Annotated in this window: 21 protein-coding genes; 14 read left to right on the forward strand and 7 right to left on the reverse strand. The window is 64.4% G+C overall.

Going from position 1 to position 23,015, the window contains the following annotated elements; translation table 11 throughout:
- Positions 1-2: 2 nt before the first annotated feature.
- The 4 genes from ACO2Q9_RS15440 to ACO2Q9_RS15455 form a co-directional block, all read right to left on the reverse strand.
- Complete coding sequence (locus ACO2Q9_RS15440) at positions 3-1,235, reverse strand: class I SAM-dependent methyltransferase (RefSeq protein ID WP_423312694.1); 1,233 nt, start codon at positions 1,233-1,235, stop codon at positions 3-5.
- Positions 1,236-1,245: 10 nt separating this feature from the next.
- Positions 1,246-2,079, reverse strand: coding sequence for a DUF1365 domain-containing protein (locus ACO2Q9_RS15445; protein WP_423312881.1), 834 nt, complete (start codon positions 2,077-2,079; stop codon positions 1,246-1,248).
- An 11-nt stretch (positions 2,080-2,090) separates the two neighbouring features.
- Positions 2,091-3,410, reverse strand: a complete 1,320-nt coding sequence (locus tag ACO2Q9_RS15450) for an NAD(P)/FAD-dependent oxidoreductase (RefSeq protein ID WP_423312695.1) — start codon at positions 3,408-3,410, stop codon at positions 2,091-2,093.
- A 287-nt stretch (positions 3,411-3,697) separates the two neighbouring features.
- Complete coding sequence (locus ACO2Q9_RS15455) at positions 3,698-4,321, reverse strand: glutathione peroxidase (RefSeq protein ID WP_423312696.1); 624 nt, start codon at positions 4,319-4,321, stop codon at positions 3,698-3,700.
- Between the two features lie 104 nt (positions 4,322-4,425).
- Between ACO2Q9_RS15455 and ACO2Q9_RS15460 the strand changes: the two genes are divergently transcribed.
- From ACO2Q9_RS15460 to ACO2Q9_RS15525, 14 genes are all read left to right on the forward strand, one after another.
- Positions 4,426-5,283 carry a ferritin-like domain-containing protein gene (locus ACO2Q9_RS15460; protein ID WP_423312697.1) on the forward strand — a complete coding sequence of 286 codons (858 nt, stop codon included), beginning with the start codon at positions 4,426-4,428 and terminating at the stop codon, positions 5,281-5,283.
- Between the two features lie 129 nt (positions 5,284-5,412).
- A complete protein-coding gene (locus tag ACO2Q9_RS15465) occupies positions 5,413-6,354 on the forward strand; it encodes a LysR substrate-binding domain-containing protein (RefSeq protein ID WP_423312698.1) in 942 nt (313 codons plus the stop codon).
- 201 nt (positions 6,355-6,555) lie between these two features.
- The gene (locus ACO2Q9_RS15470; RefSeq protein ID WP_423312699.1) at positions 6,556-7,215 is read left to right on the forward strand and encodes a lytic transglycosylase domain-containing protein; all 660 of its coding nucleotides are present in this window, start codon (positions 6,556-6,558) and stop codon (positions 7,213-7,215) included.
- A gap of 38 nt (positions 7,216-7,253) precedes the next feature.
- Positions 7,254-8,075, forward strand: a complete 822-nt coding sequence (locus tag ACO2Q9_RS15475; RefSeq protein WP_423312700.1) for a hypothetical protein — start codon at positions 7,254-7,256, stop codon at positions 8,073-8,075.
- A 40-nt stretch (positions 8,076-8,115) separates the two neighbouring features.
- Entirely contained in the window at positions 8,116-8,505 is a 390-nt protein-coding gene (locus ACO2Q9_RS15480; RefSeq protein ID WP_423312701.1) for a TrbC/VirB2 family protein, read from the forward strand.
- Positions 8,506-8,515: 10 nt separating this feature from the next.
- Entirely contained in the window at positions 8,516-8,668 is a 153-nt protein-coding gene (locus ACO2Q9_RS15485; protein ID WP_423312702.1) for a hypothetical protein, read from the forward strand.
- A 10-nt stretch (positions 8,669-8,678) separates the two neighbouring features.
- Entirely contained in the window at positions 8,679-9,038 is a 360-nt protein-coding gene (locus ACO2Q9_RS15490; protein WP_423312703.1) for a type IV secretion system protein VirB3, read from the forward strand.
- A 2-nt stretch (positions 9,039-9,040) separates the two neighbouring features.
- Positions 9,041-9,901 (forward strand): type IV secretion system protein, encoded by an 861-nt coding sequence (locus ACO2Q9_RS15495; RefSeq protein ID WP_423312704.1) that lies wholly within the window; start codon positions 9,041-9,043, stop codon positions 9,899-9,901.
- 16 nt (positions 9,902-9,917) lie between these two features.
- Complete coding sequence (locus tag ACO2Q9_RS15500; RefSeq protein ID WP_423312705.1) at positions 9,918-10,661, forward strand: virB8 family protein; 744 nt, start codon at positions 9,918-9,920, stop codon at positions 10,659-10,661.
- Entirely contained in the window at positions 10,658-11,497 is an 840-nt protein-coding gene (locus ACO2Q9_RS15505) for a TrbG/VirB9 family P-type conjugative transfer protein (RefSeq protein WP_423312706.1), read from the forward strand. The genes ACO2Q9_RS15500 and ACO2Q9_RS15505 overlap by 4 nt, the downstream gene beginning before the upstream one ends.
- A 31-nt stretch (positions 11,498-11,528) precedes the next feature.
- Complete coding sequence (gene virB10 / locus ACO2Q9_RS15510) at positions 11,529-12,734, forward strand: type IV secretion system protein VirB10 (protein ID WP_423312707.1); 1,206 nt, start codon at positions 11,529-11,531, stop codon at positions 12,732-12,734.
- A gap of 7 nt (positions 12,735-12,741) precedes the next feature.
- The gene (virB11, locus tag ACO2Q9_RS15515) at positions 12,742-13,803 is read left to right on the forward strand and encodes a P-type DNA transfer ATPase VirB11 (protein ID WP_423312708.1); all 1,062 of its coding nucleotides are present in this window, start codon (positions 12,742-12,744) and stop codon (positions 13,801-13,803) included.
- A gap of 48 nt (positions 13,804-13,851) precedes the next feature.
- The gene (locus tag ACO2Q9_RS15520; protein ID WP_423312709.1) at positions 13,852-16,206 is read left to right on the forward strand and encodes a VirB4 family type IV secretion/conjugal transfer ATPase; all 2,355 of its coding nucleotides are present in this window, start codon (positions 13,852-13,854) and stop codon (positions 16,204-16,206) included.
- Positions 16,154-17,380: an acyltransferase family protein gene (locus ACO2Q9_RS15525; RefSeq protein WP_423312710.1), complete on the forward strand. Its 1,227-nt coding sequence runs from the start codon at positions 16,154-16,156 to the stop codon at positions 17,378-17,380. Before ACO2Q9_RS15520 ends, ACO2Q9_RS15525 begins: the two co-directional genes overlap by 53 nt.
- On the opposite strand, the gene ACO2Q9_RS15530 is transcribed toward ACO2Q9_RS15525, so the two are convergent.
- From ACO2Q9_RS15530 to ACO2Q9_RS15540, 3 genes are read right to left on the reverse strand one after another with little or no spacing between them, the layout of a single operon-like run.
- Positions 17,286-20,378, reverse strand: coding sequence for an efflux RND transporter permease subunit (locus ACO2Q9_RS15530; RefSeq protein WP_423312882.1), 3,093 nt, complete (start codon positions 20,376-20,378; stop codon positions 17,286-17,288). The two genes, ACO2Q9_RS15525 and ACO2Q9_RS15530, sit on opposite strands and share 95 nt — an antisense overlap.
- 13 nt (positions 20,379-20,391) lie before the next feature.
- The gene (locus ACO2Q9_RS15535) at positions 20,392-21,543 is read right to left on the reverse strand and encodes an efflux RND transporter periplasmic adaptor subunit (protein ID WP_423312883.1); all 1,152 of its coding nucleotides are present in this window, start codon (positions 21,541-21,543) and stop codon (positions 20,392-20,394) included.
- 32 nt (positions 21,544-21,575) lie between these two features.
- Positions 21,576-22,988: an efflux transporter outer membrane subunit gene (locus ACO2Q9_RS15540; protein ID WP_423312711.1), complete on the reverse strand. Its 1,413-nt coding sequence runs from the start codon at positions 22,986-22,988 to the stop codon at positions 21,576-21,578.
- Positions 22,989-23,015 lie beyond the last annotated feature (27 nt).

Consider the following 23,015-nt stretch of genomic DNA (forward strand, 5'->3'; position numbering starts at 1 on the left):
TCTCATGCCTTCCCGAGCGTGTACTGGACGACGTTGATGTTGTTCTTGGCAAACGCTGCCTCGCAATAGGCGAGGTAGAACTCCCAGATGCGCATGAAGCGCTCGTCGAAACCGAGCTGCAGGATGCGCGGACGTTCCGCCAGGAACTTCTCGCGCCAGCGGCGCAGCGTCTCCGCGTAGTCCTGGCCGAATGCGAATTCGTCCACCACGTGCAGTCCGGCAGCTTCGGCTTCGCGGCGGAATTCGCGTGGGCACGGCAGACAGCCGCCGGGGAAGATGTATTGCTGGATGAAGTCGGTCGAGCCGACATAACGCTCGAACAGCGCGTCGTCGATCACGATGCTTTGCAGGCATGCGCGACCACCCGGCTTGAGCAGGCGGCTCACGGTGCGGAAGTATGTGGGCCAGTACTCGCGCCCCACCGCCTCGACCATCTCGATGGACAGGATGGCATCGAACGCGCCGTCTCCATCGGTGCGCTCGAGATCGCGGTAGTCCTGCAGGCGCAGGTCGCTGTTGAGCGTCTGGTCCAGGCGCGCCAGGCGTGTGTCGGCGAAAGCGAGTTGCTCGGTCGACAGTGTCACGCCGGTCAGGTGCGCCTTGAACTCGGTGGTGGCCATTTCGGCCAGCGCGCCCCAGCCGCAACCGATCTCCAGCACCCGGTCGCCCGGCTTCACGCCGGCCATGCGCAGGGCCCGACGCACCTTGGCGGACTGTGCCTCGCGCATCGGCTGGTTCGTGTCGCCGTCGAACCACGCCGACGAATAGTTCATCGTGTCGTCGAGCCAGAGTTCGTAGAACGCGTTGCCCAGGTCGTAGTGCGCATGGATGTTCTTCTGGCTACCGCCGCGCGTATTGCGGTTGAGCAGGTGCTTCATGCGATAGAGCAGGCGCCCGGCCCAACTGCCGTAGATCACCGACTCCACCTGATCGCGGTTGGCAATGAACACCTTGAGCAGATCTGTGAGACTGGGAGTCGTCCAGTCGCCGGCAATGTAGCTTTCCGCGAAGCCGATGTCGCCGGACTTCAGCGCAGCGCCGCATACATTCCAGTTGTGCAGCGTGATGGCCGCCACGGGTGCGTCGCCGTGCCCGAAGCGCATCAGCGCGCCACCGGGCAACTGAACGACGAGCGTACCGTGCGTGAGTTGCCGCAGCAGGCGCAGGACGGCATGTGCGGCGGGGGGCGCCGAATCGGGAATCGCAAAACCGGGAGCCGTGGTGGTGGAGTCCATGTGTGTGTCCTCAGGCCTGATTGCCGGGCGCGTCCTGTCGCGTGACGAAGGTGTCGGGCAAAGGTGGTTTTCGGAAGAAGCGGACGCGCTTGAGCCAGAGCTTCAGCGCCTGCCAGTGAATGCGTGCGATGACACCCAGTGTCATGGCCGGGTGATGCCAGAGCGCGTGCCGCGCGGAAGCTGCGGTGAGCGGCTGCAGCGAGCCGCTCACGCTGGTCTGGATGAGAGGACCGTCGGCGTCGTCGTAGTCGATGCGCACGACAGTGCGTTGCCACCCTTCGCTCATGAGGAAGCGGAAGCGGTAGCCGCCATCCAGGCTGCAGAACGGCGAGACATGGAAGACCTTGTCGGCGCGCAGCTCTGCGCCCCAGCGAGGCGTGTCGAGCAGATAGCAATGCCGCTCGCCGAACGTGTTGTTCACCTCGACGACGACGGCGCGCAGCGTGCCGTCGGTGCGATGGCAATACCAGAAACTCACGGGCTTGAATGCGTAGCCCAGCACGCGCGGATAGCAATGAAGCCAGACTTCGCCGCTCGCGTCGTTTATGCCTTCGCGTGCGAGCAATTCGTCGAGCCACGCGAGGGCGCCACCTGCTTGCGCACTGCGACCGTCACCGTGGTCGCGGTCGTGGAAACTCAGCGGCGCCCAGCGGTTCACCGCCAGCTCACCATGCTGCCCGGCCTTCAGTTGCCGCATCGGCAGCAGCAGGAAATACGTGGGGTAGGCGAACGCGTTGCGTGCCGGGCGAAGGCGGGTGTGTCGCACCTGCCCGATGCCGATCTGCGGACCGATGGGCACATCTGCTGGCGAGCCGCCGGATGATCGCGTCTGCAGGCGGGGCATGGTGACCGTGGTCATGCGACTGCCTCGCGTTGCGCGTTCGCGGCGACGAGCAGTTCGCGCGCTGTCGCCAGGCCTGACTTCAATCCGTCCTCGTGAAAACCGTAGCCCGTCCATGCACCGCAGAAGTAGGTGTGCTGCTGGCCCTGCAACTGCGGTAGTTGCGCCTGTGCACGGATGGCAGGCAGGTCGAACACCGGGTGCGCATATTCGAACGCGCCAATGACGGTGGCCGCCGGGATTTCGCGCACCGGGTTGAGCGACACGACGACCGGCTGCGTGAAGGGCAAAGGCTGCAGCTGGTTGATGAGATAGTGCAGGCAGACGCGCGCGGATTCGCGGTCGCCGGCTGCGGCGCGCTCGTAGTTCCACGCGGCCCATGCGCTCTTCTTCGACGGCAGCACGGACGCGTCCGTGTGCAGCACCGCCCGATTGGCTTGATAGCGGATGGCCGACAACAACGCGCGTTCGCGTTCGGTCGGTTGCCCGAGCAACGCCAGTGCCTGATCAGAATGGGTGGCGAAGACGACCTTGTCGAAACGCTCCACCTTCCCTTCGGTCAACACGCGCGCGCCGGCTTCGTCGCGCTCGACGCGCAGCACAGGCGTCGACAGGCGGGCGTCTGCGATGCGCGAGACGATCTTGTCGACGTAGTGGCGCGCGCCGCCGCGCACCGTGTACCACTGCGGCCGGTCGACGATCTGCAGCAGGCCATGGTTGTGGCAGAAGCGGATCATGGTGGCGACGGGGAACTGCAGCATCTGGTCGGTTGGGCAACTCCAGATACAGCCGAGCATCGGCAGGAAGTACCAGTCGCGAAACTCCTGGCTGAAGCGGTGGCGGTCCAGAAAATCGACCAGCGGTTGCGCGAGTTCGACTTCACGCTGCGCTTTCGCGATACGCGTGGTCAGGGCATTGAAGCGGATCAAATCCGCCAGCATGCGCAGGAAGCGGCCGTTGACGAGATTGCCACGCTGCGCGAACACCGTGGACAGGCTGGTGCCGCTCCACTCGAGCGACTGGCCTGGCCCGTAGGCATCCGGCACACGCACGGAAAAAGACATGTCCGACTTCGCCGTCTCCACCTGCAGCTCGCCCAGCAGGTTGATCAGGTTCGGATACGTGCGCTCGTTGTAGACCAGGAAACCCGTATCGACGCCGCAGGTGACGTTGCCTTGCGGACCGGGCAACGTGACGTCGACCGTGTGGGTGTGACCGCCGAAATAGTCGGCCGACTCGAAAAGGGTGATTTCCGCCTGGCCGTGCAGGGTGTGCGCGACCGCCAGCCCGGAGATTCCCGAGCCGATGATGGCGACTTTGAGGGGCGCACCCATCAGGCCGGCCCCGGAAAGAAAAATGTCGCGAAGCGCCCCTGGACGAAGGAGGGAGGGAGGGAGGAGGAGAAGAGTCGTCCCGGGATTACAGCCCGACCGTAGGGCCTGGGCAGGCTTCGCGACAGCAAACTGTGTGTCTGGTTTCCCCCTGCAATGCGGTGTTGGAGCGCGCGCGGACCGGCGCAGTTCCCGGGAACGGGCGCTGTCGATACGTAAAAAAATGTGAACCAGCCTGCACGCATCAGGCAAGTATAGTACCAATCAGTCTATTTGTGACTAATCAGTATTTATTTTGCAGCGAGCTGCTTTTCCAAATCCCTGATGAAGGAGGGATTGTCTGGCGCCACCATGCTGGTGTAGCTGTCCACTACCTTCCCGTCGCGCGACAGCAGGTACTTGTGGAAATTCCAGGCAGGGGCCTTGCCGCCGGCCTGCGCAGCCAACTGTTTGTAGAAGGCGCTGGCGTCCGGGCCGCGGACGCTGCTCTTCACGAACATCGGGAATTTGACGCCGAAGGTGCTTTCGCAGAAGTCGGCGATCTCCTTGTTGCTGCCTTTTTCCTGCGAGAAATCGTTGGAGGGGAAGCCAAGGACGACGAGCCCCCTGTCCTTGTATTGCGCGTGCAGCGCTTCGAGCCCCTTGTACTGGGGGGTGAAGCCGCAGAAGCTGGCGGTGTTCACGACCAGGATGACCTTGCCGCTGTACTGGCAAAGCGACTGCGGCTTCTCGTCCTGCAGGCGCGCGAAGGTATGCTGCAGCAGTGGGGCGCAGGCGGACTGCTGCGAAGGCGGCGAGGCGGGCGCCGCCGTCTGGACCTGAGCTGCGGCCGGCAGGTCATGGATCATGCCTGCTGCCCCCAGAATCGCTGCGGCCCAAACCGCCTTCATGTTGCTGCGCTGCTGTCCGTCCATGAATGCCTCCGCCAGGATCGGCCTGGAATCTGCGGTGAAGTATGCCGCTTCATACAGGAATCCGCTGCAAACCTTTTAAAATTCCTTGCCCTTCAAGGACTTGCATGCTCTACCCCGAATTGTTCAAACAACTGGAAGCCGTGCGCTGGGATATGGACCGCGACATCCCGTGGCAGTCGTTCGACGCCACCAAGCTGTCGGACGAGCAGGCCCAGACCATCAAGATGAACGCCATCACGGAATGGGCGGCGTTGCCGGCCACCGAGATGTTCCTGCGTGACAACCGCGACGATTCCGATTTCTCGGCGTTCATGTCGATCTGGTTCTTCGAGGAGCAGAAGCATTCGCTGGTCCTCATGGAATACCTCAGGCGCTTCCGACCGGAACTCGCGCCGACCGAGAAGGAACTGCACGAGATCCGCTTCGAGTTCGACCCTGCCCCAGCGCTCGAGACGCTGATGCTGCATTTCTGCGGCGAAATCCGCCTGAACCACTGGTACCGCCGCGCTGCCGAGTGGCACACGGAGCCGGTCATCAAGCAGATCTACAGCACGCTCAGCCAGGACGAGGCACGCCACGGCGGTGCCTACCTGCGCTACATGAAGCGTGCGATCGGCAAGTTCGGCAACGAAGCGAAAGTTGCCTTCGCCAAGGTCGGCGTGCTGATGGCCAGTGCGCGTCGCACGGCGCAGGCGCTGCATCCGACCAACCTGCATGTGAACAAGACGCTGTTCCCGAACGACACCATCCAGAGCCGGCTGCCCAACCCGGAGTGGCTGGAGCACTGGCTCGACAAGCAGATCAATTTCGACGCGGTGTGGGAAAGCAAGGTTGTCGATCGAATCCTGCACAACATGAGCCTGTTGATGGATCGCAGCTTCAAGAGCGTCCAGGAACTCAACCGCTACCGCAAGGAAGTGACGGCGCTGGCGGGCGCGCCTGCAGCCCCGAGCGCTGCCTGAGCGCAACAGCGTCCCCCGGCCGACGGTCATTGAACATTGTGAAGAATGTTCAATGACCGTTGTGCATTCGAAGCCGCTCCCTAGAATCGGCCTCCTGCGCGCTGGCCATCCGGTTTGCGTGCAGCGGACATGGACATCATCAAGGCTCTCGAAGACTTCAACGCCGTTGCGCAATGCCGCAGCTTCTCGCGGGCGGCGGACGCGAGGTACATCACGCAATCGGCCATCAGCCGCCGCATCCAGGGGCTCGAAAACTGGCTCGGCCTCGAGCTCATTGACCGCCAGCAAAGTCCGATCGACCTGACGCCGGAAGGCAAGATGTTCCGCGACGAGGTCATCCCGCTGCTTCATGAACTCAACCATGTCTGTGCATCGCTTCGCAACAAGGGCGGCGAAGCCGGGACGCTGAGCATTTCAGCCGTGCATGCGCTGTGCATCGACCTGATGCCGCGTTGGATCAAGGAGATGCGGCATGTATTCCCCGAACTCCATGCGCGCCTCGACGCCGTCAACCTCGAAGGTGCCATCGATGACCTGATGCGTGGCCGCAGCCACGTGCTTGCCTGCTACGCACATTCGCGCCTGTCGAATGCGCTTTCGACAGACCGGTTCCAGCACGTCACACTCGGGCACGATCGCCTGGTGCCGGTCTGCCGCTCGAATGCACGGGGACAACCGATCTTCTCGCTGGAACTCGACGAGGCGGTACCCTATCTGGCCTACACACAGGACACCTTCCTTGCCCGGGCCGTGGACTTCATGCTCGCCCTCGCCCCGTCGCAACCGAAGTTCGTGCGCAACGCCGAGTCCTCGATGGCCGAAGTGCTCAAGCGCATGGCATTGCAGGGGGCAGGCGTCGCATGGCTGCCGCGCGGCTGCGTCGAGAACGACATCGCACCCTCCAGGCTCGCCATCATCAATGGCCAGCACTGGCGTCTTCCGCTCGACATCCGTCTCTACCGGATGGCGGGCTCCCGGCATCGGCTCCTCGACGAGCTCTGGCAGCACCTGCGGCGCACCGAAATCAGCGGCCTGAGCAGCGAGATGCTGGCCGGCCTCGCCAATTCCTGATTCCCTCCATACGCGGATCGACGCCATCGCATGATGGCGACCTGCTTTCTTGCGCAAAGTTTCATTCCAAATTGGAATTGACCCATGGAGTCTCGACATACATAGCAGGACTCCTATTTGTCGTGACCGGCCTTGACCAGAAGATGCGTCCCGGACAACTGCCCATTCCCCTACGTCATCAAGGCAGTTGCGAAAGGACACATGCTCGAATTCCTGGAACTGGCTCGCGAATGCGCACCTGCGGTACATCCGCAGACGCTGGCTGCGATCGTCCAGACCGAATCGGGCTTCAACCCCTGGGCCATCGGCGTCGTGAACGGACGGCTCGAGCGGCAACCGAAGAACCAGTCCGAGGCAGTTGCGACCGCGAAGGCTCTCGTCGAGGCGGGCTACAACGCAAGCTTCGGTCTGGGGCAGATCAACCTCAGCAACCTCGAAAAGTACGCGCTGGACCTGACCACGGTGTTCGAGCCGTGCCGCAACCTGTCGGCAGCGTCGGCCATCCTCAGTGAGGCCTACGGCCGGGCATCCAGGGTCTATCGCGATGAGCAGTCGGCATTGCAGGCAGCGCTCTCGGCGTACTACAGCGGCAACTTCTCGACAGGCTTTCGCCACGGCTATGTCCAGAAGGTGGCGGCCAACGCGGTGACGCTGCAACGCGAAGACACCCAGCCCATCCGCGTGGTGCCCGCCATCGAAAGACGGGCGGACAAACAGCCAAGCGCAACCGCCGAGCCCGAAGCCGGGCAGGCAGCACCGCGGCCGGAAGAGCAGAAATCCACCGCGGTACCGCAATCCGCGCCGCGCCGAATCCCGGACCGTACCGGCAGCGGTTCGTCCGTGATCTTCACCGCGCCCTGAGGCGCATCAGGCAAACACATCATCAACAGGAGAAAACCATGAAGGGAATCAAGGAAATGCGCTGGATGCTACTGGGCATCCTGGCTCTGGGCTCGCAGGCATCGCACGCGTTCTTCGTGACACTGGATGTCATGGCGCTGCCGGCGGCGCAGGTTACCGCGAACGCGACGATGGCTGCTGCTTCGCAGATGACGGCGGCGGCCAAAACCAACTCGGAGAAGGAGCAGGCGACCGCCAACGCGAACTCCGCCAAGCAGATTCAGGAGGCGATCAAGAACGCCAAGGACATCATGGACCAGGCGCACTTCTTCGCCAAGATTCCGGTGGAGTGGGCCAAGACGGTCAAGGACTACGCCACGATTGCCCAGGGTTGGCCCAAGCCCGCGGACTCCGCCACGGCGTCGGCGACCGGGGCGCTCACGCCGACGGAGATCCAGTTGTCCATCGAACAAGCGCTGAAAGCGTATGGCGCTTCAACAGACAAGTCTGGCGCGCAGATCGAGCCCAACAAGGTGTATGTCGACCTCCTGCGGATTCGCCAGGAAGAAATGGCGCAACGGTCGGCGTTGCTTGCGCGGTATCAGGACGGCAACCGTGATCGGCAGGCCCGCATGGCCCAGATCGAGGACTTGCTGAACCGCGCGGAGTTCCAGCGGGACTACGAAACCGTGCGCACGCTGCTCGCCTTCGAGCAGGCCCGCTTTGCAACAGAACAATCTTCTTTCGAGCTCTCCCGCGTTGCGTTGCAGGAGAACGCGGAAGTCCGGCGGGAAATGATGGCGCTGAAGCGGCAAGCCGAATTCTCGGACCCGCGTCTGTCGGGCTTTGACTTCACAAAGCCGATACCTCGCGTGCGGTAGCCGTGGCCCATCTCCGATTTTTTGAAACAGAACCACTGACATGAACAACCAAAACCTAAATTCCATCCGTCCAAGCGTCATCGTATGCATTGCATTGCTCGCATGCCTGCCTGCTGCCTATGCGCAAGACGGCGCAGAATTCCAGGCGCCGTTTGTCACGCTGATGAACTCGATCATCAATCTGTTCACAGGCGTATTTGCGCGGTCCCTCGCGACGCTCGCGGTCATCGGGCTGGGCCTGGCCGCGATGATCGGGCGCCTGACATGGACCGCCGCCATACGCGTGATCGTGGGTATCGTGCTGATCTTTGGCGCCGCATCGGTGGTGAAGTTGTTGACGGGCGGCCAAGGGCCCGATTCCCAGATCGGGCAGAGCCAGCCGGTCTATTCGGCTGCGCACCAGCCGCCAGAGCGTTTCAATCGAGTCTGAGGCAAGCACCGTGTCGCGACTGCTTCCACTGGTGCTGATCGTCTCGTGCGTGCTGGCTGGCTGCGCTTCGTCGCAGCCCATCACCGGCTGTGGAGACGGCCCGCGTTTGCCCATCAACGGGCGCGGCGGTGCGGCGACGGTGCCGTTGACCCCGCAAAAATGACGACGTCTGTATGGACAAAGTGACGCTGATCAAGGACCCGTTGTTCCAGGGCGTTACTCGTCCTGCCATGTTGATGGGCGTGACCTACGAGGCGGCAGTGTTCAACTTCCTGTTCACCTCCATCGGCTTCCTTGGAACAGGCAGTCTCGCCATGCTGGTGATCTGTTTGCCCATCCATGCGGTTTGCTTTGCGGTGTGCGCGCGGGATGTCCGGTACTTCGGGCTGATTGCACTCTGGCTCAAGACAGGTGGGCGCAGCCGCAGCCGGATGTTTTGGGGGGCCACCTCGCTGTCGCCGACTTCCTGCCGCGCGGCTGCCGCCAAAGCCCGGTACCTGCCCAAAGCGCGGGCAAGCGTGCGAAGCGTCTGATCATGGAGCAGACGAGCTTTCTTTTCGTGGACGTCGCCAGTTACGTCCACACTTATTTTCGCACCGTCCTCTCGGAACCTCTCGGCTATCAGATCGACGAGCTGGTCCGCAGTGCATTGCTGGTTTACGTGGCTTTCTATGGATTCACCCTGTTGGTCCGCAAGGAAGAGTTCCGGTTCGTGGAGGTGATCCATCGTGCGCTGCAGGTGACATTGATCCTCGTGGTCACGTCGTTCCTGCAGTTCAGCCTGGGTGACGCCACCGACGGGGTCGAGCAGTGGATGAACGGCGTGACGCAGCTTGTCAGCCCTTCCATCGTGGCGACCCCGTCGCAGAACGATGCCTTTCTCAAGTACCTGGACGACGTTGTGAGTCACGGAAACCTGCTGACCAAACGGCTGATGGATCGGGGCGTTCCCTTCACCGAAGACCAAGGCGCAACCTGGTGGGGATTCCTCGTGCTTCTGGGAACGGTGATCCCGACCGCGGTCGCCGGCGGGCTCATCCTTGTCTCCGAACTCGCGGTTCGGCTGCTCCTGTTCATGGGCCCGCTGTTTGCGTTGTCGCTGCTGTTCCGCGCGACTGCGGGGCTGTTCTGGGCCTGGGCATCACAGATCCTGAATGCAGTGCTGACTTGCGCGCTACTGATCGCATTCACGCGGATCGTATTCAGCTACTGGATACGGGCTTGCGACTTCGCGGCCGATGACATCCGTCTCTTCAACCTTGTCCACGTGCTTGGCGCGTCCTGCCTGGCGTTAATTTTCACGGCGGGGGCGCCCCTGCTGGCCGTGCGTCTGGCCAACGGCATCCGCGAGATCGCGCAGACCGCGCATGTCGTCGTGCGCAGACAACTGGGTTGATACCTGAAAGAAGCGAATGTTCAAGAAGCTGCCAACCCCCAAGAAACAGCCGGTTGATCTGTCCACTGGCGCGTCCGTTTCGAAGGAACCCGCGCCGGAAGCGGATTACTTCCGCGAGGCTTCGGCCTGGGACCTCGACCGCATGACGCGCATCCGTCAGTCCGAGCGCAAGGCCTGGACGTTCACTGCCGTGTTCGCCGGTATTGCGGCGTGCAGCATGGCAGCCATTGCGCTGATGCTACCGCTCAAGACCGTCGAGCCGTTCGTCATCCGCGTGGATAACACCACGGGCATCGTCGACGTCGTCAATACGCTGCGCACATCGAGCAACACCTATGAAGAGGCGGTCAGCAAGTACTTTCTCGGTCGCTTCCTGCGCGCACGCGAAGGCTACACGCCCAGCACCTTCGGCCTGACCTACCAGGAGGCCGGGTACCTGGCTTCGACGCCGATGCGCGCGACCCTGTTCAACGAACTCAATCCGAAGAACCCTGGCTCACCCATGAACGTGTACGGGCAGGGCGAGGCGGTGGTGCAGATCAAGACGATTTCGTTCCTGAAGCCGAACATCGCCTCGGTTCGCTACCTCAAACGCGCGACGGTTGGCGACCGAGAGACGACGACGCACTGGGTGGCCACGGTGGAATTCCGCTATCTCAACGCACCCGAATCGGAGGACGCGCGACAGCACAACCCGCTCGGCTTCCAGGTGCTGTCGTATCGCACGGACCCCGAAAGCATGGTGGAGGTGAACAAGTGAAGAAGCTTTGCATGGTGTGGCTGATGGCCGCCATGGCCTGTCCGGTGGCTGTGGCGCAGAAGGCGGGGCAGAAGATGGAGCCGAAGACGCCGACCCCCAATGTCTCCACGGAAGACCGGCTCCTGACGCTGCCCTATCAGGAGAATCAGGTCGTGAAGATCTGGGGCCGGTTCGGCTACACCACATCGGTGGTGTTTGGCGCGGAAGAAAAGATCCGGAGCGTGGCCATCGGTTACCCGGAAGCCTGGGAGGTGACGCAGCTCGTCAACCGGTTGGTCATCAAGCCGCGGTCCCGCAACGGGCAGACCAACCTCACCGTGGTGACCGACCTGCACACCTACTACTTCGAACTCGACATCGCGCAGGGAAAGAACCTCGGCGAGGTGCGCCACGCGATCCGCTTCAGCTATGCACCGGCAGCCGAGGACTTGTCGCGCCAGCTCGGTCTGCTGCAGCAGATCGCGGCGCAGCAGGCCGTCATCACCCGGCTCGAACAGGGCCTGCAGGAACGCGGGGCGAATCGCAATTACACCTTTCAGGGTTCGGCGGATGTGGCGCCGTTCGAAGCGTGGGATGACGGGCGGTTCACCTACTTGCGTTTCGCGGACAACCAGGACATGCCGGCCATCTATGCCGTGGACAAGCAGGGCAACGAGTCGTTGGTGAACTTCACGATCGAAGGCAACCTGACGATCGTCCGCTCCATCGGCCGGCAGTTCCGGCTGCGCCGTGGCTCCGATGTGGTCTGCATCTTCAACGAAGCCGAACTCCGATACGAGTTCCAGCTGGAACGCAGCGGGACGGTCTCCGACGACGTCAAGCGCGTGACCCATTGATCCATCGACCGGCTGACCGCCAGGAGCGCTCATGAGTCATCCCCCTCTTCCCGAAGACGCTGCCAGCCCTTACGGGTCATCACACGAAGCGACCTGGCAACCGCGCGAAAAATTCCGCCGGACGGACGGCGGAAGCAGCCGCCGCATGATCTACCTCGTCGTCCTGATGCTGGTGCTCGGCGCGGTGATCTGGCTGGCCTATGCCGCCTCGAAGAACATGCGCCGCACCGAAACGCCGCGTCCGGCGCCCGCCGCCTCGGGTGCACCGGTGCCCACGTTCAGGATCGAAACGGCGGCCAAGCCCATTCCCTTGAAAGAAGGATCTGCGGGCGACGCAAAGTACGCGCAGCTCATGGCCATGCTGCAGGAGCGCTTCGCGATCTACGACAAATTGCTGGCTGGAAAGCCCACCGGCGCTGCACCCGCCAAGCCGCTGGAATCGGTGATCTACAGCGCGGGCATGTCGTCGCGCCCCCCGCCAGGCTTCTCCGCATCGATGCCTGACGGCGCCCAGGCTGTGGGCCCCGATGCCCGCCAGGCGGGTGCAGGGTTTGCGATGCCCGGTGCCAACGCCCCGGCATCGGGTGACGTCGACGGCGTCGGCGATCTGCTCAAGCCTTCCGTACTGCAGGGGGAGTCGGCCGCGAAGATGCCCAACCGCAATTTTCTGCTCGCCAAAGGCTCATCGCTCGAGTGCGTGCTCGAAACGGCCATCGACACGTCATTGCCGGGCCTTGTGAACTGCATCCTCAGCCGTGACATCTACGGCGACAATGCACGCGTACTGCTGCTCGAGAAAGGCAGCAAGCTCACGGGTGAGTACCGTGGCAGCATGCGCAATGGACAGCGTCGCCTGTTCCTGATCTGGTCGCGCATCGTCACACCGCAGGGCGTAGCCATCCGCCTCAATTCCCCCGGCATCGACCCGCTGGGTCGCGCCGGCGTGGATGGTTTCCTGGAGAACCGCTACTTCGAGCGATTCGGCATGGCGCTGCTTGTGTCGATCGTCGCGGACGCCATCCCGGCTGTCATCGAAGCCAATGTCAACAAGGCGACAGAAGGCCAGAACATCGAGATGCAGATGACGGGCTCCACCGGCCAGCAGATGGGCAGCGAGGTGTTGCGCCAGAACGCGCTCGTGCCTCCACTGCTCCGCAAGAACCAGGGAGACATCGTCAGCGTGATGGTGGCGCGCGATCTCGACTTCAGTTCCATCTACTCGCTCCGGTTGAAGTGAGCTGGCCATGCAGGACGGGTTGAAAGCCGACGGTGCACTCCTGCAATGGCTGCAGCCGTTCGGCAGCTGGCTGGCCTTGCCCAATGTCACCGAGCTGTGCATCAACAGGCCGCACGAAGTGTTCGTGGAGGACGGTGACGGCTGGACGCGATACGAGAGCGCGGAACTCACCTACGACTACTGCCAGAAGCTCGCGCGGCTGATCGCTACCTACTCGAACCAGAAGGTCGATGTGACCACGCCGCTGCTGTCGTCCAGCCTGCCGGGGCAGGAGCGCGTTCAGGTGGTGATGTCACCGGCCTGCGAAACCGGGCAGATCAGCATCACCATCCGCAAGCCGTCGCTGCGCGACATCCCGCTGGAGGACTCGGCGCTCGGCGGTACCTTCGAGCAGGCCATCTGGCACCGGCCGACCAGGGGTCCGCAGGGCGACGACGCCGGTACCGTCACGCTCCCGGCAGTGGACCGCGCCTTGTGTGAGCTCGCCGCGCAGGCCGACTGGCCCGGCTTCTTCCGGGCTGCGGTGCAGTCGAACAGGAACATCGTGATTGCGGGCAAGACCGGCTCCGGCAAGACCACGCTCGGCAAGAGCATGGCGCGCGAGATTCCGCTGGATGAGCGGATCATCACGATCGAGGACACGCGCGAAATCTTCCTGCCGCGTCATCTCAACCAGGTCAACCTGCTCTATTCCAAGGACGCACAGGGCCTTGCGCGTGTGACGGCCAAGCAACTCCTGCAGTCGTGCCTTCGCATGAAGCCGGACCGGATCCTCCTGGCCGAGATACGCGGCGAGGAGGCCTACGAGTATCTGGTGAACGTGGGCTCCGGCCACCCCGGCTCGATCACCACGGTGCATGCCGGAAGTTATCGCGAGGCGTTCGAGATGCTGATGCTCCGCGTGAAGGAAAGCCCGGAGGGCCGCAGCCTCGACCGCAAGGACATCCTCTATCTCCTGCGTTGCAACGTCGACGTGATCGTGCAGCTCCACGTCATTGAACGTCGCCGCCGGGTGACGGGCATCTATTTCGATCCGTGGTTCAAGACCTCGGATTCCTTCGCGCAATAGCCGGTCCGGCGATCCACGACCACGTTCCGACACCGACACGAAATCGACATGAGCAACGCCCAGAACCTCGCCCGCGAAACCCCTTGCGCCGAATGCATTCCCTATGGTGCGCACATCACCGAGCACATCGTCAAGACGCTCGACGGCAACTACCTGATGACGATGCGCCTGCGCGGCATACCGTTCGAGAGCGCGGACACCGAGGCGCGCAATGCATGGCACGAACAGCTCAACGTGTTCCTGCGCAACATTGCGGCACCCGAGCTTGCGCTGTGGGTCCATGTGATCCGCTCGCGGACTGCCGCCGACCGCACGCCGCCGTTCGGCAACGCATTTGCGCAGCAACTGGCCGGCAAGTACTACGAACGCCTCACCCAGGTGAGCATGTACACCAACGAGCTGTACATCACCTTCGTCTATCGCAATGCGTCGCCTGTGGGAAAGATGTTTTCCTGGCTCGATCGCTTCGACCCACAGACGCTCGTGCAGGAACAAATGCGCGCGATCGAAGCGCTGAACAACATCCTCTCGATCAGCAGGGAAGGTCTGGCGCGTTACAGCCCGCAAGTGCTGGGTTCGTACACGAAGGAAGACCGGCTCCATTCCTCGCTGCAGGAATTCCTGGGCCGCCTCGTGAATGGCGAGCCACAGCCTTTTCCGCTCACGCGCGCACCCATCAACGAAGTGCTGGCCACCAGCCGCCCGCTTTTTGCAGGCGATGCCATGGAGTTGCGCACGCCGGTCGAGACGATCTGCATGGGCGTCCTGTGCATCAAGGAGTATCCGGCCCACACGTCGCCCGGCATCCTCAATGGCTTGCTGTCGTTGCCCTGCGAGTTTGTGCTCACGCAGAGCTTCACGTTCCTGAGCCGGCCGGTCGCTATCGGGATGTTCAGCCGGCAGCAGGGCCGCATGGTCAATGCAGGTGACCTGGCCAAGTCGCAGATCGCCGAGATCGACACGGCGCTGGACGACCTGACATCAGGTCGCTATGCCGTCGGCGACCACCACATGAGCCTCTTCGTGCGCGGCGCGAGCCAGCGGCAACTGACCGACAACCTGTCCATGGCGCGCGCCGTGCTGTCTGACAGCGGCATGGTGGTGGCGCGCGAGGACATCGCGCTCGAAGGGGCTTTCTGGGCGCAGTTGCCGGCCAACTTCTCCTACCGCCCTCGCGTGGCGCCCATCACCAGCCGGAACTTCGCATCGCTCAGCCCGTTCTACAACTACGCGGTCGGGCGCAAAACCGGCAATCATTGGGGTGAAGCTGTCGCGCTGCTCAAGACGGTGGCGGGCGCGCCATACCACTTCAACTTCCACCAGGAAAGCCTGGGCAACACCATCATCATCGGACCCTCGGGCTCGGGCAAGACGGTGCTGCAAGGCTTCATGCTGGCGATGCTTTCGCGCTTCGGTGCCACGGGCCTGTACTTCGACAAGGACGAGGGCATGCACCTGACCATCCGCGCGCTGGGCGGCACCTACCTTTCGCTGAAGAAGGGCGAGCGCACCGGCTTCAACCCGTTTGCGATGACGGAGAACGAGGACAACATCCTCTTCATCCAGAGCCTGCTCAAGACCTTGATCTCGGGACGCGAGCAGCGGCATTTCAAGGCCATGGAAGACAAGACGCTGTATGACGCCGTCACAGGCGTCTTCTCGTTGCCGGCGAAGCTGCGGCGCATCTCTTCCGTGCTGCAATTCCTTGACCCGACCGAAGCCGATGGCATGCATGCACGGCTGCAGAAGTGGTGCGGGGCCGGCGCGAATGCGTGGGTCTTCGACAACGAAGAAGACGTGCTGCGCTTCGCGCCCGGCCTGCCCAACGGCTTCGATACCACGGCCTTCCTGGAGGACCCGGACTTGCGTGTGCCCATCCTGCGCTACATCGCGCACCGGGGCGACTCGAGCATGCTGGGCCATCGGCATTACGAGGGCTACGACGAGTTCTGGAAGATGCTGGAGGATGATTTCCTTGCGCATCGCGTGCATGCGAAGAACAAGACCATCCGCAAGATGAACGGCTTCGTCATCGCCGGCACGCAGAGCCCGGTGGACGTGCTGAGAAGCCCGTTCTCTGCCTCCATCATCGAGCAGTCGGCGACCAAGATCTTCCTGCCTAATCCGTTCGCAGATGCGCGCGATTACATGGAAGGTTTCAAATGCACGCGCCGTGAGTTCGAGCTGATCGCCAGCACGCCCGAAAAGTCGCGTCGCTTTCTCGTGAAGCAGGGTCACGAGGCGGCGATGTGCGAACTCGATCTCAACGGCATGGCGCGTGAGCTCGCGGTGCTGTCAGGCACGACGGCCAATGTGGCGCTGGCCACCGGCATCATGAAGGAGTCCGGCGATGCACCCGGCCAATGGCTTGAGCCGTTCTGGCAACGGATCGCGCCAGCCTGAAGCGCGCGATGGCTTCGTTCCAGCCATTGAATCGTTGCGTGGCCTGGCCGCCTTCATGGTGGCCGGCTTCCACGCGCTGATCTGGCTCGATGCAGGCGGCGGACCCCAATTTCTGGTCACACCCGCGTGGTGCCTGGACGGCGGGTGGCAGGCTTTCGTCACGCGTTGGCTGCTCGTCATCTTCAACGGTGGCGCAGCGGTCACCCTGTTTTTCGTGCTCAGCGGATTCGTGCTGCATGCATCACTCCAACGCGCGTTTCGCGAACGCAATGCCTTGCGGGCCATTTCCGCATTCATGGCCTTGCGCGTGGTGCGCCTCATGCCCGCCTACGCGGTGTCGCTGATCGTCATGGTGGTTGTTCTCCGGGGCGTCGGCGCAATCCCGGCCCCTGCGTCCGCCGCCGGCTGGCTCGCGTGGTTCCGCTTCCTGCCGCCGGATCTGGCGACATTCGGGAGCAACCTTCTGCTTCTGCGGGTGGATCTCAATCCGGTCGCATGGACGCTGCGCATCGAAATGTTCGCTTTCGTGATGCTGGCGGGCCTGTACCTTCTCGCGCGTGCGGCGCCGGCGACGTTCATGGTGTTGTTGGCGGCACTGCTGGTCTTCTCTGTCGCATGCCCGGTCGAACACGTCGGACGGTATGCGTACCTGTTCGCACTCGGGTTGGCGTGCGACCGCTGGGGATGCCAGGCGCTGCGCCTGCTGTCACCATCTCCGCGTCTGGCACGTGCTGCGCTCTGCGTGGGAGCGGCCCTCGTCCTGCTGCCAGGTGCGTGGACACTGGCACATGAGGTTGCAGTTGACGCCGTGTCCGGTCTGGGCGCAGCACTGGTGATCTGTGTGCTGTCGATCCTGGCGGGGGAGGCCGCGCCGCGACTGCTGCAGCACCGATCCCTGCGCTGGCTGGGCCGGATTTCGTTCAGCTTCTACCTGCTGCACTTTGCGGTGCTGTATGTCGTTTGCGGGCTGGTGGTGCGGTTCGTGCCTGCGGAGTGGATGCAATCCACTCCGCTGCCTGTCATGCTGGGCGCTGCGGTGCTGGCGCTGCCATTGGCCGCATGCCTGGCCGGCATCGTCTTCAGCTACGTGGAGCAGCCGGCTCTTCGCGCGGCGCGCGACGCAATTTTCCGAACATCCGCCGCATCCAGTGCTCCGCGTCATCGACCACGGTGAACACCACAGGAATCACCAGCAGGCTCAGCACGGTGGACGTGATGAGCCCGCCGATCACCGCGATGGCCATCGGCGAGCGGAAGCTCGAATCCGCTGCCCCGAGGCCGATGGCGATCGGCATCATCCCGGCGCCCATGGCCAGCGTGGTCATGATGATGGGCCGTGCGCGCTTGTGGCAGGCGTCCATCAGTGCGTCCCAGCGCGAGAGGCCGCGTTCGCGACGCGCAAGGATCGCGTATTCCACCAGCAGGATCGAGTTCTTCGTCGCGATACCCATCAGCATGATGAGGCCGATGAGCGAGGGCATCGAGAAGCTCTTCTGCGCGAGCAGCAGGCCGACGAACGCGCCGCCCAGCGACAGCGGCAATGCGGCAAGGATGGTGAACGGATGCAGGAAGTCCTTGAACAGCAGCACCAGCACGATGTAGATGCACAGCACGCCGGTCAGCATGGCCAGGCCGAAGCTTGCGAAGAGTTCGCCCATCACCTCGGCGTCACCCACTTCCACCACACGCACGCCGGGCGGGAGGTTTTTCACGGAGGGCAATTGCTGAACGGCCGTGGCGACGTCACCCAGCGGCAGGCCGGAGAGTTCGATCTCGAAGTTGATGTTGCGTGAACGGTCGTAGCGGTCGATCACCGCCGGGCCGCCTGTCACTTCGAGCGACGCCACTTCGCTCAGCATCACCGGTCCGCGCGCGCCGGGCACCATCAGGCGGCCGAGCAGCGAGAGGTCCTGCCGCGCCGCGTCTTCCAGCTTCACGACGATGGGCACCTGGCGCTGCGACAGGTTGAGCTTGGGCAGTGACACGTCGTAGTCGCCGACGGTGGCGACGCGCAGCGTTTCGGCGATTGCGGCACTCGTCACCCCCAGGTCCGCAGCGCGCGCGAAGTCGGGGCGCACGGCGATCTCGGGCCGCACCAGGCTGGCGGTGGATGCCACACTGCCCAGCCCCGGGATCGTACGCAGGTCCTTCTCGACTTCCAGCGCTGCGGTCTGCAGCGCCTTCGGGTCCTCGCCGGTCAGCACGAGGATGTACTTCTCGCCCGAGCCACCCAGGCCGACCTTGGAGCGCACGCCAGGCAACTGTTCCAGCGCCGTGCGGATGCGGTTCTCGATCACCTGCTTGCGCGGCCGGTCGCCGCGCTTGGCCAGCAGGATGGTGAGGGTCGCCTTGCGTGTTTCGGCCGCACCCTGCGGGGCGAACGGGTCGCCGCCCGCCGAGCCGCCGCCGATGGTCGTGTACACGCTTTGCACATGCTCCACGCCGCTGATCAGCGAGCGCGCGTGCTCGGCCGTGTCGCGCGTCTGCGCGAGCGTCGCACCCGGCGCGAGCTCCAGGTACACCTGCGTCTGCGAGTTGTCGTCCGGGGGGATGAAGCCGGTCGGCAGCAGCGGGATCAGCGCGAGCGAGCCGATGAAGAACAGGCCCGATGCGATGATCGTCACCCAGCGATGGCGCGTCGTCCACTTCACGCAGCGCATGTAGAGATTCATCCACTTCGGATCGGCGTGCTCGCCCACGACGGGCTTGAGCATGTAGGCCGCCATCATCGGTGTGAGCACGCGCGCCACCACCAGCGAGGCGAACACCGCGAGTGACGCCGTCCAGCCGAACTGCTTGAAGAACTTGCCCGCCACGCCGCTCATGAAGGCCGTGGGCAGGAACACCGCGATCAGCGTGAACGTGGTCGCGATTACCGCCAGGCCGATCTCGTCGGCCGCTTCCATCGCGGCTTCGTACGGCGACTTGCCCATGCGCAGATGGCGCACGATGTTTTCCACCTCCACGATCGCGTCGTCCACCAGGATGCCGACCACCAGCGACAGCGCAAGCAGCGTGATCACGTTGATCGAGAAGCCCAGCAGGTACATGCCGATGAACGCGGGAATCACCGACAGCGGCAGCGCCACAGCCGAGACGAAGGTCGCGCGCCAGTCGCGCAGGAAAAGCCACACCACCAGCACGGCCAGCAGCGCGCCTTCATACAGAAGGTGCATCGAGCCGTCGTACTCTTCCTGCACCGGTGTCACGAAGTCGAAAGCCTCGGTGATCTGCACGTCAGGCCGCGCAGCGCGCAGCTCGTCCAGCGCCTTGTGGATCGCAGCGCCCACGGCCACTTCACTCTCGCCGCGGCTGCGCGCGACTTCGAAGCCGACGACGGGCTTGCCGTTGAGCATCGCCGCTGCACGCGGCTCGGCGATGGTGTCCTTCACCGTCGCGATCTGGTCGAGGCGGATGCGTCGTCCATCGGACAACGCCAGTTGCAGCTTGCCCAGTTCTTCGGCCGTCTGCACGGTGGCGAGCGTGCGCACCGGCTGTTCGCTGCCGCCCAGGTCTGTGCGGCCGCCGGCGCTTTCGGTCTGAACGTTGCGCAATTGACGCGAGATGTCGGCGGCGGACGCGCCCAGTGCCTGCAGGCGCAGCGGGTCGAGCGCCACACTCACTTCACGCGTGACGCCACCCACGCGGTTGACCGCGCCGACGCCGCGCACGGCCAGCAGCTTGCGCGACACCTCGTTGTCGACGAACCAGGAGAGCGCCTCGTCGTCCATACGGTCCGAACGGATGGTGAACGCCAGCACTGGCTGGCCCGCAAGGTCCACCTTGTTGACGACCGGGTCACGCACGTCGGCGGGCAGGTCGGCGCGCACGCGCTGCACGGCAGAGCGCACGTCGTCCACCGCTTCCTGCGGTGGCTTCTCCAGCCGGAATTCGACGGTCAGGACGGCCGAACCGTCCTGCACCTTGGTGTAGATGTGCTTGAGGCCTTGCAGTGTGGCGATGGAGTTCTCGAGCTTGCGCGCAACGTCGTTCTCCATCTGCGAGGGCGAAGCGCCGGGCAGCTGCGCGGTGACAGTGACGGTGGGGAGGTCGATGTCGGGGAAGTTCTGCACCTTCATTGCATTGAAGGACAGCAGGCCCGCGAACGACAGCAGCACGAACAGCATCACGGCCGGTATCGGGTTGCGGATCGACCAGGAGGAAACGTTCATCATGAGGCGGCCCTCATTTCTTCGCGGGCGTGTTGCCGGCCGCCGGTGCGGCACCGGTCGTCACGCGCACCACGTCGCCGTCGTTCAGGAAGCCCGCGCCATTCACCGCGACTGTCGCGCCGGCATCCACGCCACGCAGGATTTCCACGCGGTCACCGATGCGCCGGCCCGTGTCCACCTTGACCTGGCTCACGCGCTGGCCTTCGCCGAGGCGGAACACATAGCTGAACGCATCACGCACCACCACGGCCTGCTGCGGAACGGTGAGTGCATCGCTCGCGCCCAGGTCGAACTCGCCACGCGCGAACATGCCGGCGCGCGCCTGCACGTTGGGCGCGAGGTCCACGTAGACGAGCGCGTTGCGCGTCTGCGGGTCCACCGTCGGCGCGATCATGCGGACCTTGCCCTTCACCTGCGCGCCGCTCGCGATGGTGACGGTGACCGTCGTGCCGGGCGGGATGCGGCCGAGTTCGGCGGACGTCACTTCGCCGCGCCACTCCAGCCTGCCCTGGCGGATCATGCGGAACAGTTCCGTGCCCGCAGGCAGCACCGCACCGACGGTGGCGCTGCGTGCGGAGATGACGCCGCTGTCCGGCGCGAGCACCTGCGTGTTCTTCATGCGCAGTTGCTGCGCAGCCAGTGTGGCGCGTGCGGCCTCCACGCGCGCACGTGCGGTCTGCTCGGCGGTGAGGTACTGGTTGATCTGCTGTGCGCTCAACGCGCCGGATTGCTGCAGCCCGCGCGCGCGGTCGGCGTTGGCCGTGGCGTCGGCGGCATTGGCTTCGGCTTCCATCAGGCCCGCGCGGGCCTGGCCCACGTCGGCCTGGATGGTCTCGGGGGCGAACGTGGCCAGCACCTGACCGGCGCGCACCACGTCACCGACATTCACGCGCACGTCGGTGAGGCGCAGCCCGTTCGCTTCGGTGCCGACGCTGGCTTCCTGCCACGCGGCGATATTGCCGTTGGCGGCCAGCCGCACGGGCAGCTTGGTGGTTTCGGGCTTTGCCGTGGTGATGGTGAGCGCGGGCCGCGGCGCAGCGGCGGTGGGTGTGTCGGCAGCACGCGATTGAACGCCGATGAGCGTGCTGGTGCCCAGAACCAGCAGGGCGCCCAGCACGGCCGCATGAGTCCGGGTCATGCGGAACGGGAAGAGTTTCGGAGTCATGTTCATGTTGTCGTTTCCGTTGTCTGTGCGATTCATGAGGGATTCCTGGCCGCGACGGGCTCTGCCACGCTCCACCCACCACCCACGGCGCGGTACAGCGCGATCCACGCGGCCTTGCGCTCGCGCTCGAGCGTGACGAGGTTCGTCTCTGCCGCGAGCGCCGTGCGGCGCGCATCCTCCAGTTCGACCAGGCTGGCCAGGCCACCGCGATAGCGATCTTCCGTGGCCTTGAAGGAAGCACGGTAACCATCGACGGCCGTGCGCGCGTTGACACCGCGCGCCTGCGTGGCCGCAAGGTTGACGAGCGCCTGCTCGACCTCGCTCACGGCCTGGCGGGCGCGGGCGCGGTAGAGCGCGGCGGCTTCTTCGTAACGCGCCTTGGCTGCGTCCACGTCGGCGGCGCGGCGGCCCCCGTCGAAGAGCGGCACGCTGAGCGCAAGCGGGCCGATCGACCACGTGTTGAAGTCCGTGGTCGCGCCGCCAGTGCGGAAAGCCAGGGTGCCGACCGATCCGTTCAGCGTGAGGCGTGGGTAACGCGCGGCCTGGGCGCCGCCGACTTCTGCGCTGGCCGATGCCACCTGCAGTGCGGCGCTGTGCAGGTCGGGCCGCTGCGTGAGAAGGCCCGCAGGCACGGCCGGCACGCGGATCGCCGCCGGGTCGGCCTTGTTCGCTGGCGTGGTGTCGAGTGCACGCCGCAGCTCGTCTTCATCGATCGCGGTGAGGGCAACCAGCACTTTCACGTCCACATCGCACAGTGCACCCTGTTGCGTGAGCCGGCCCGCAGCCTCGGCGCTGCTGGCGCGTGCCAGCGCGGCGGTGGCCGGTGCGGTGAAACCGGCATTGGCGCTGAGGCCGGACAGGCGTGCGGTCTCGGCGCGCGAAGTCGCGTCCTGCCGCGTCACTTCCAGCAGGTCTCGGCAACTGCGCAGCGCGAAATACTGGTTGGCGACTTCGGCCGCCACCGACACCCGTGCGTCGTGCCACTGCGCCTGCGCGCCCTCGAAGCGTGCCTGCGCCGCATCGCGCCGCGCGCGGTTGCCGCCGAACAGGTCGATTTCCCACGACGCCTGCAACGCACCCTGCATCGTGGTCGCGGTGCTGAGCGTCTGTTCGGAGAAGCCGCGCGACACGCTCGCCGATGCGTCGAGCGATGGCAGCAGTGCAGCGCCGGCAGCGACACGCGTGGCGCGCGCCTGCTCGAGCTGCGAACGCGCCGAGGCGAGCGTCGGGCTGGCCTCCTGCGCGGCGTCGATCAGGCGCACGAGAAGCGGGTCGTCGTACTGCTGCCACCAGCGTGAGAGGTCGGCGAGCGTGCCGCCGTGCGGAACCGGGGGCAGCGGTTCCTTCCATTGTGATGCGAGCGTCGGCGTGACGGATGCGGGGGGCATCCCGGTGGCGCAGCCCGCCACCAGCAGGCAGGCCGCGATGAGCAGGGGAATCTTCATGCGTACTTTCTTGCGGTCCGCCAGGAC

This window comes from Variovorax sp. VNK109 (assembly GCF_049445855.1).
Lineage (GTDB): Bacteria > Pseudomonadota > Gammaproteobacteria > Burkholderiales > Burkholderiaceae_C > JAGOCV01.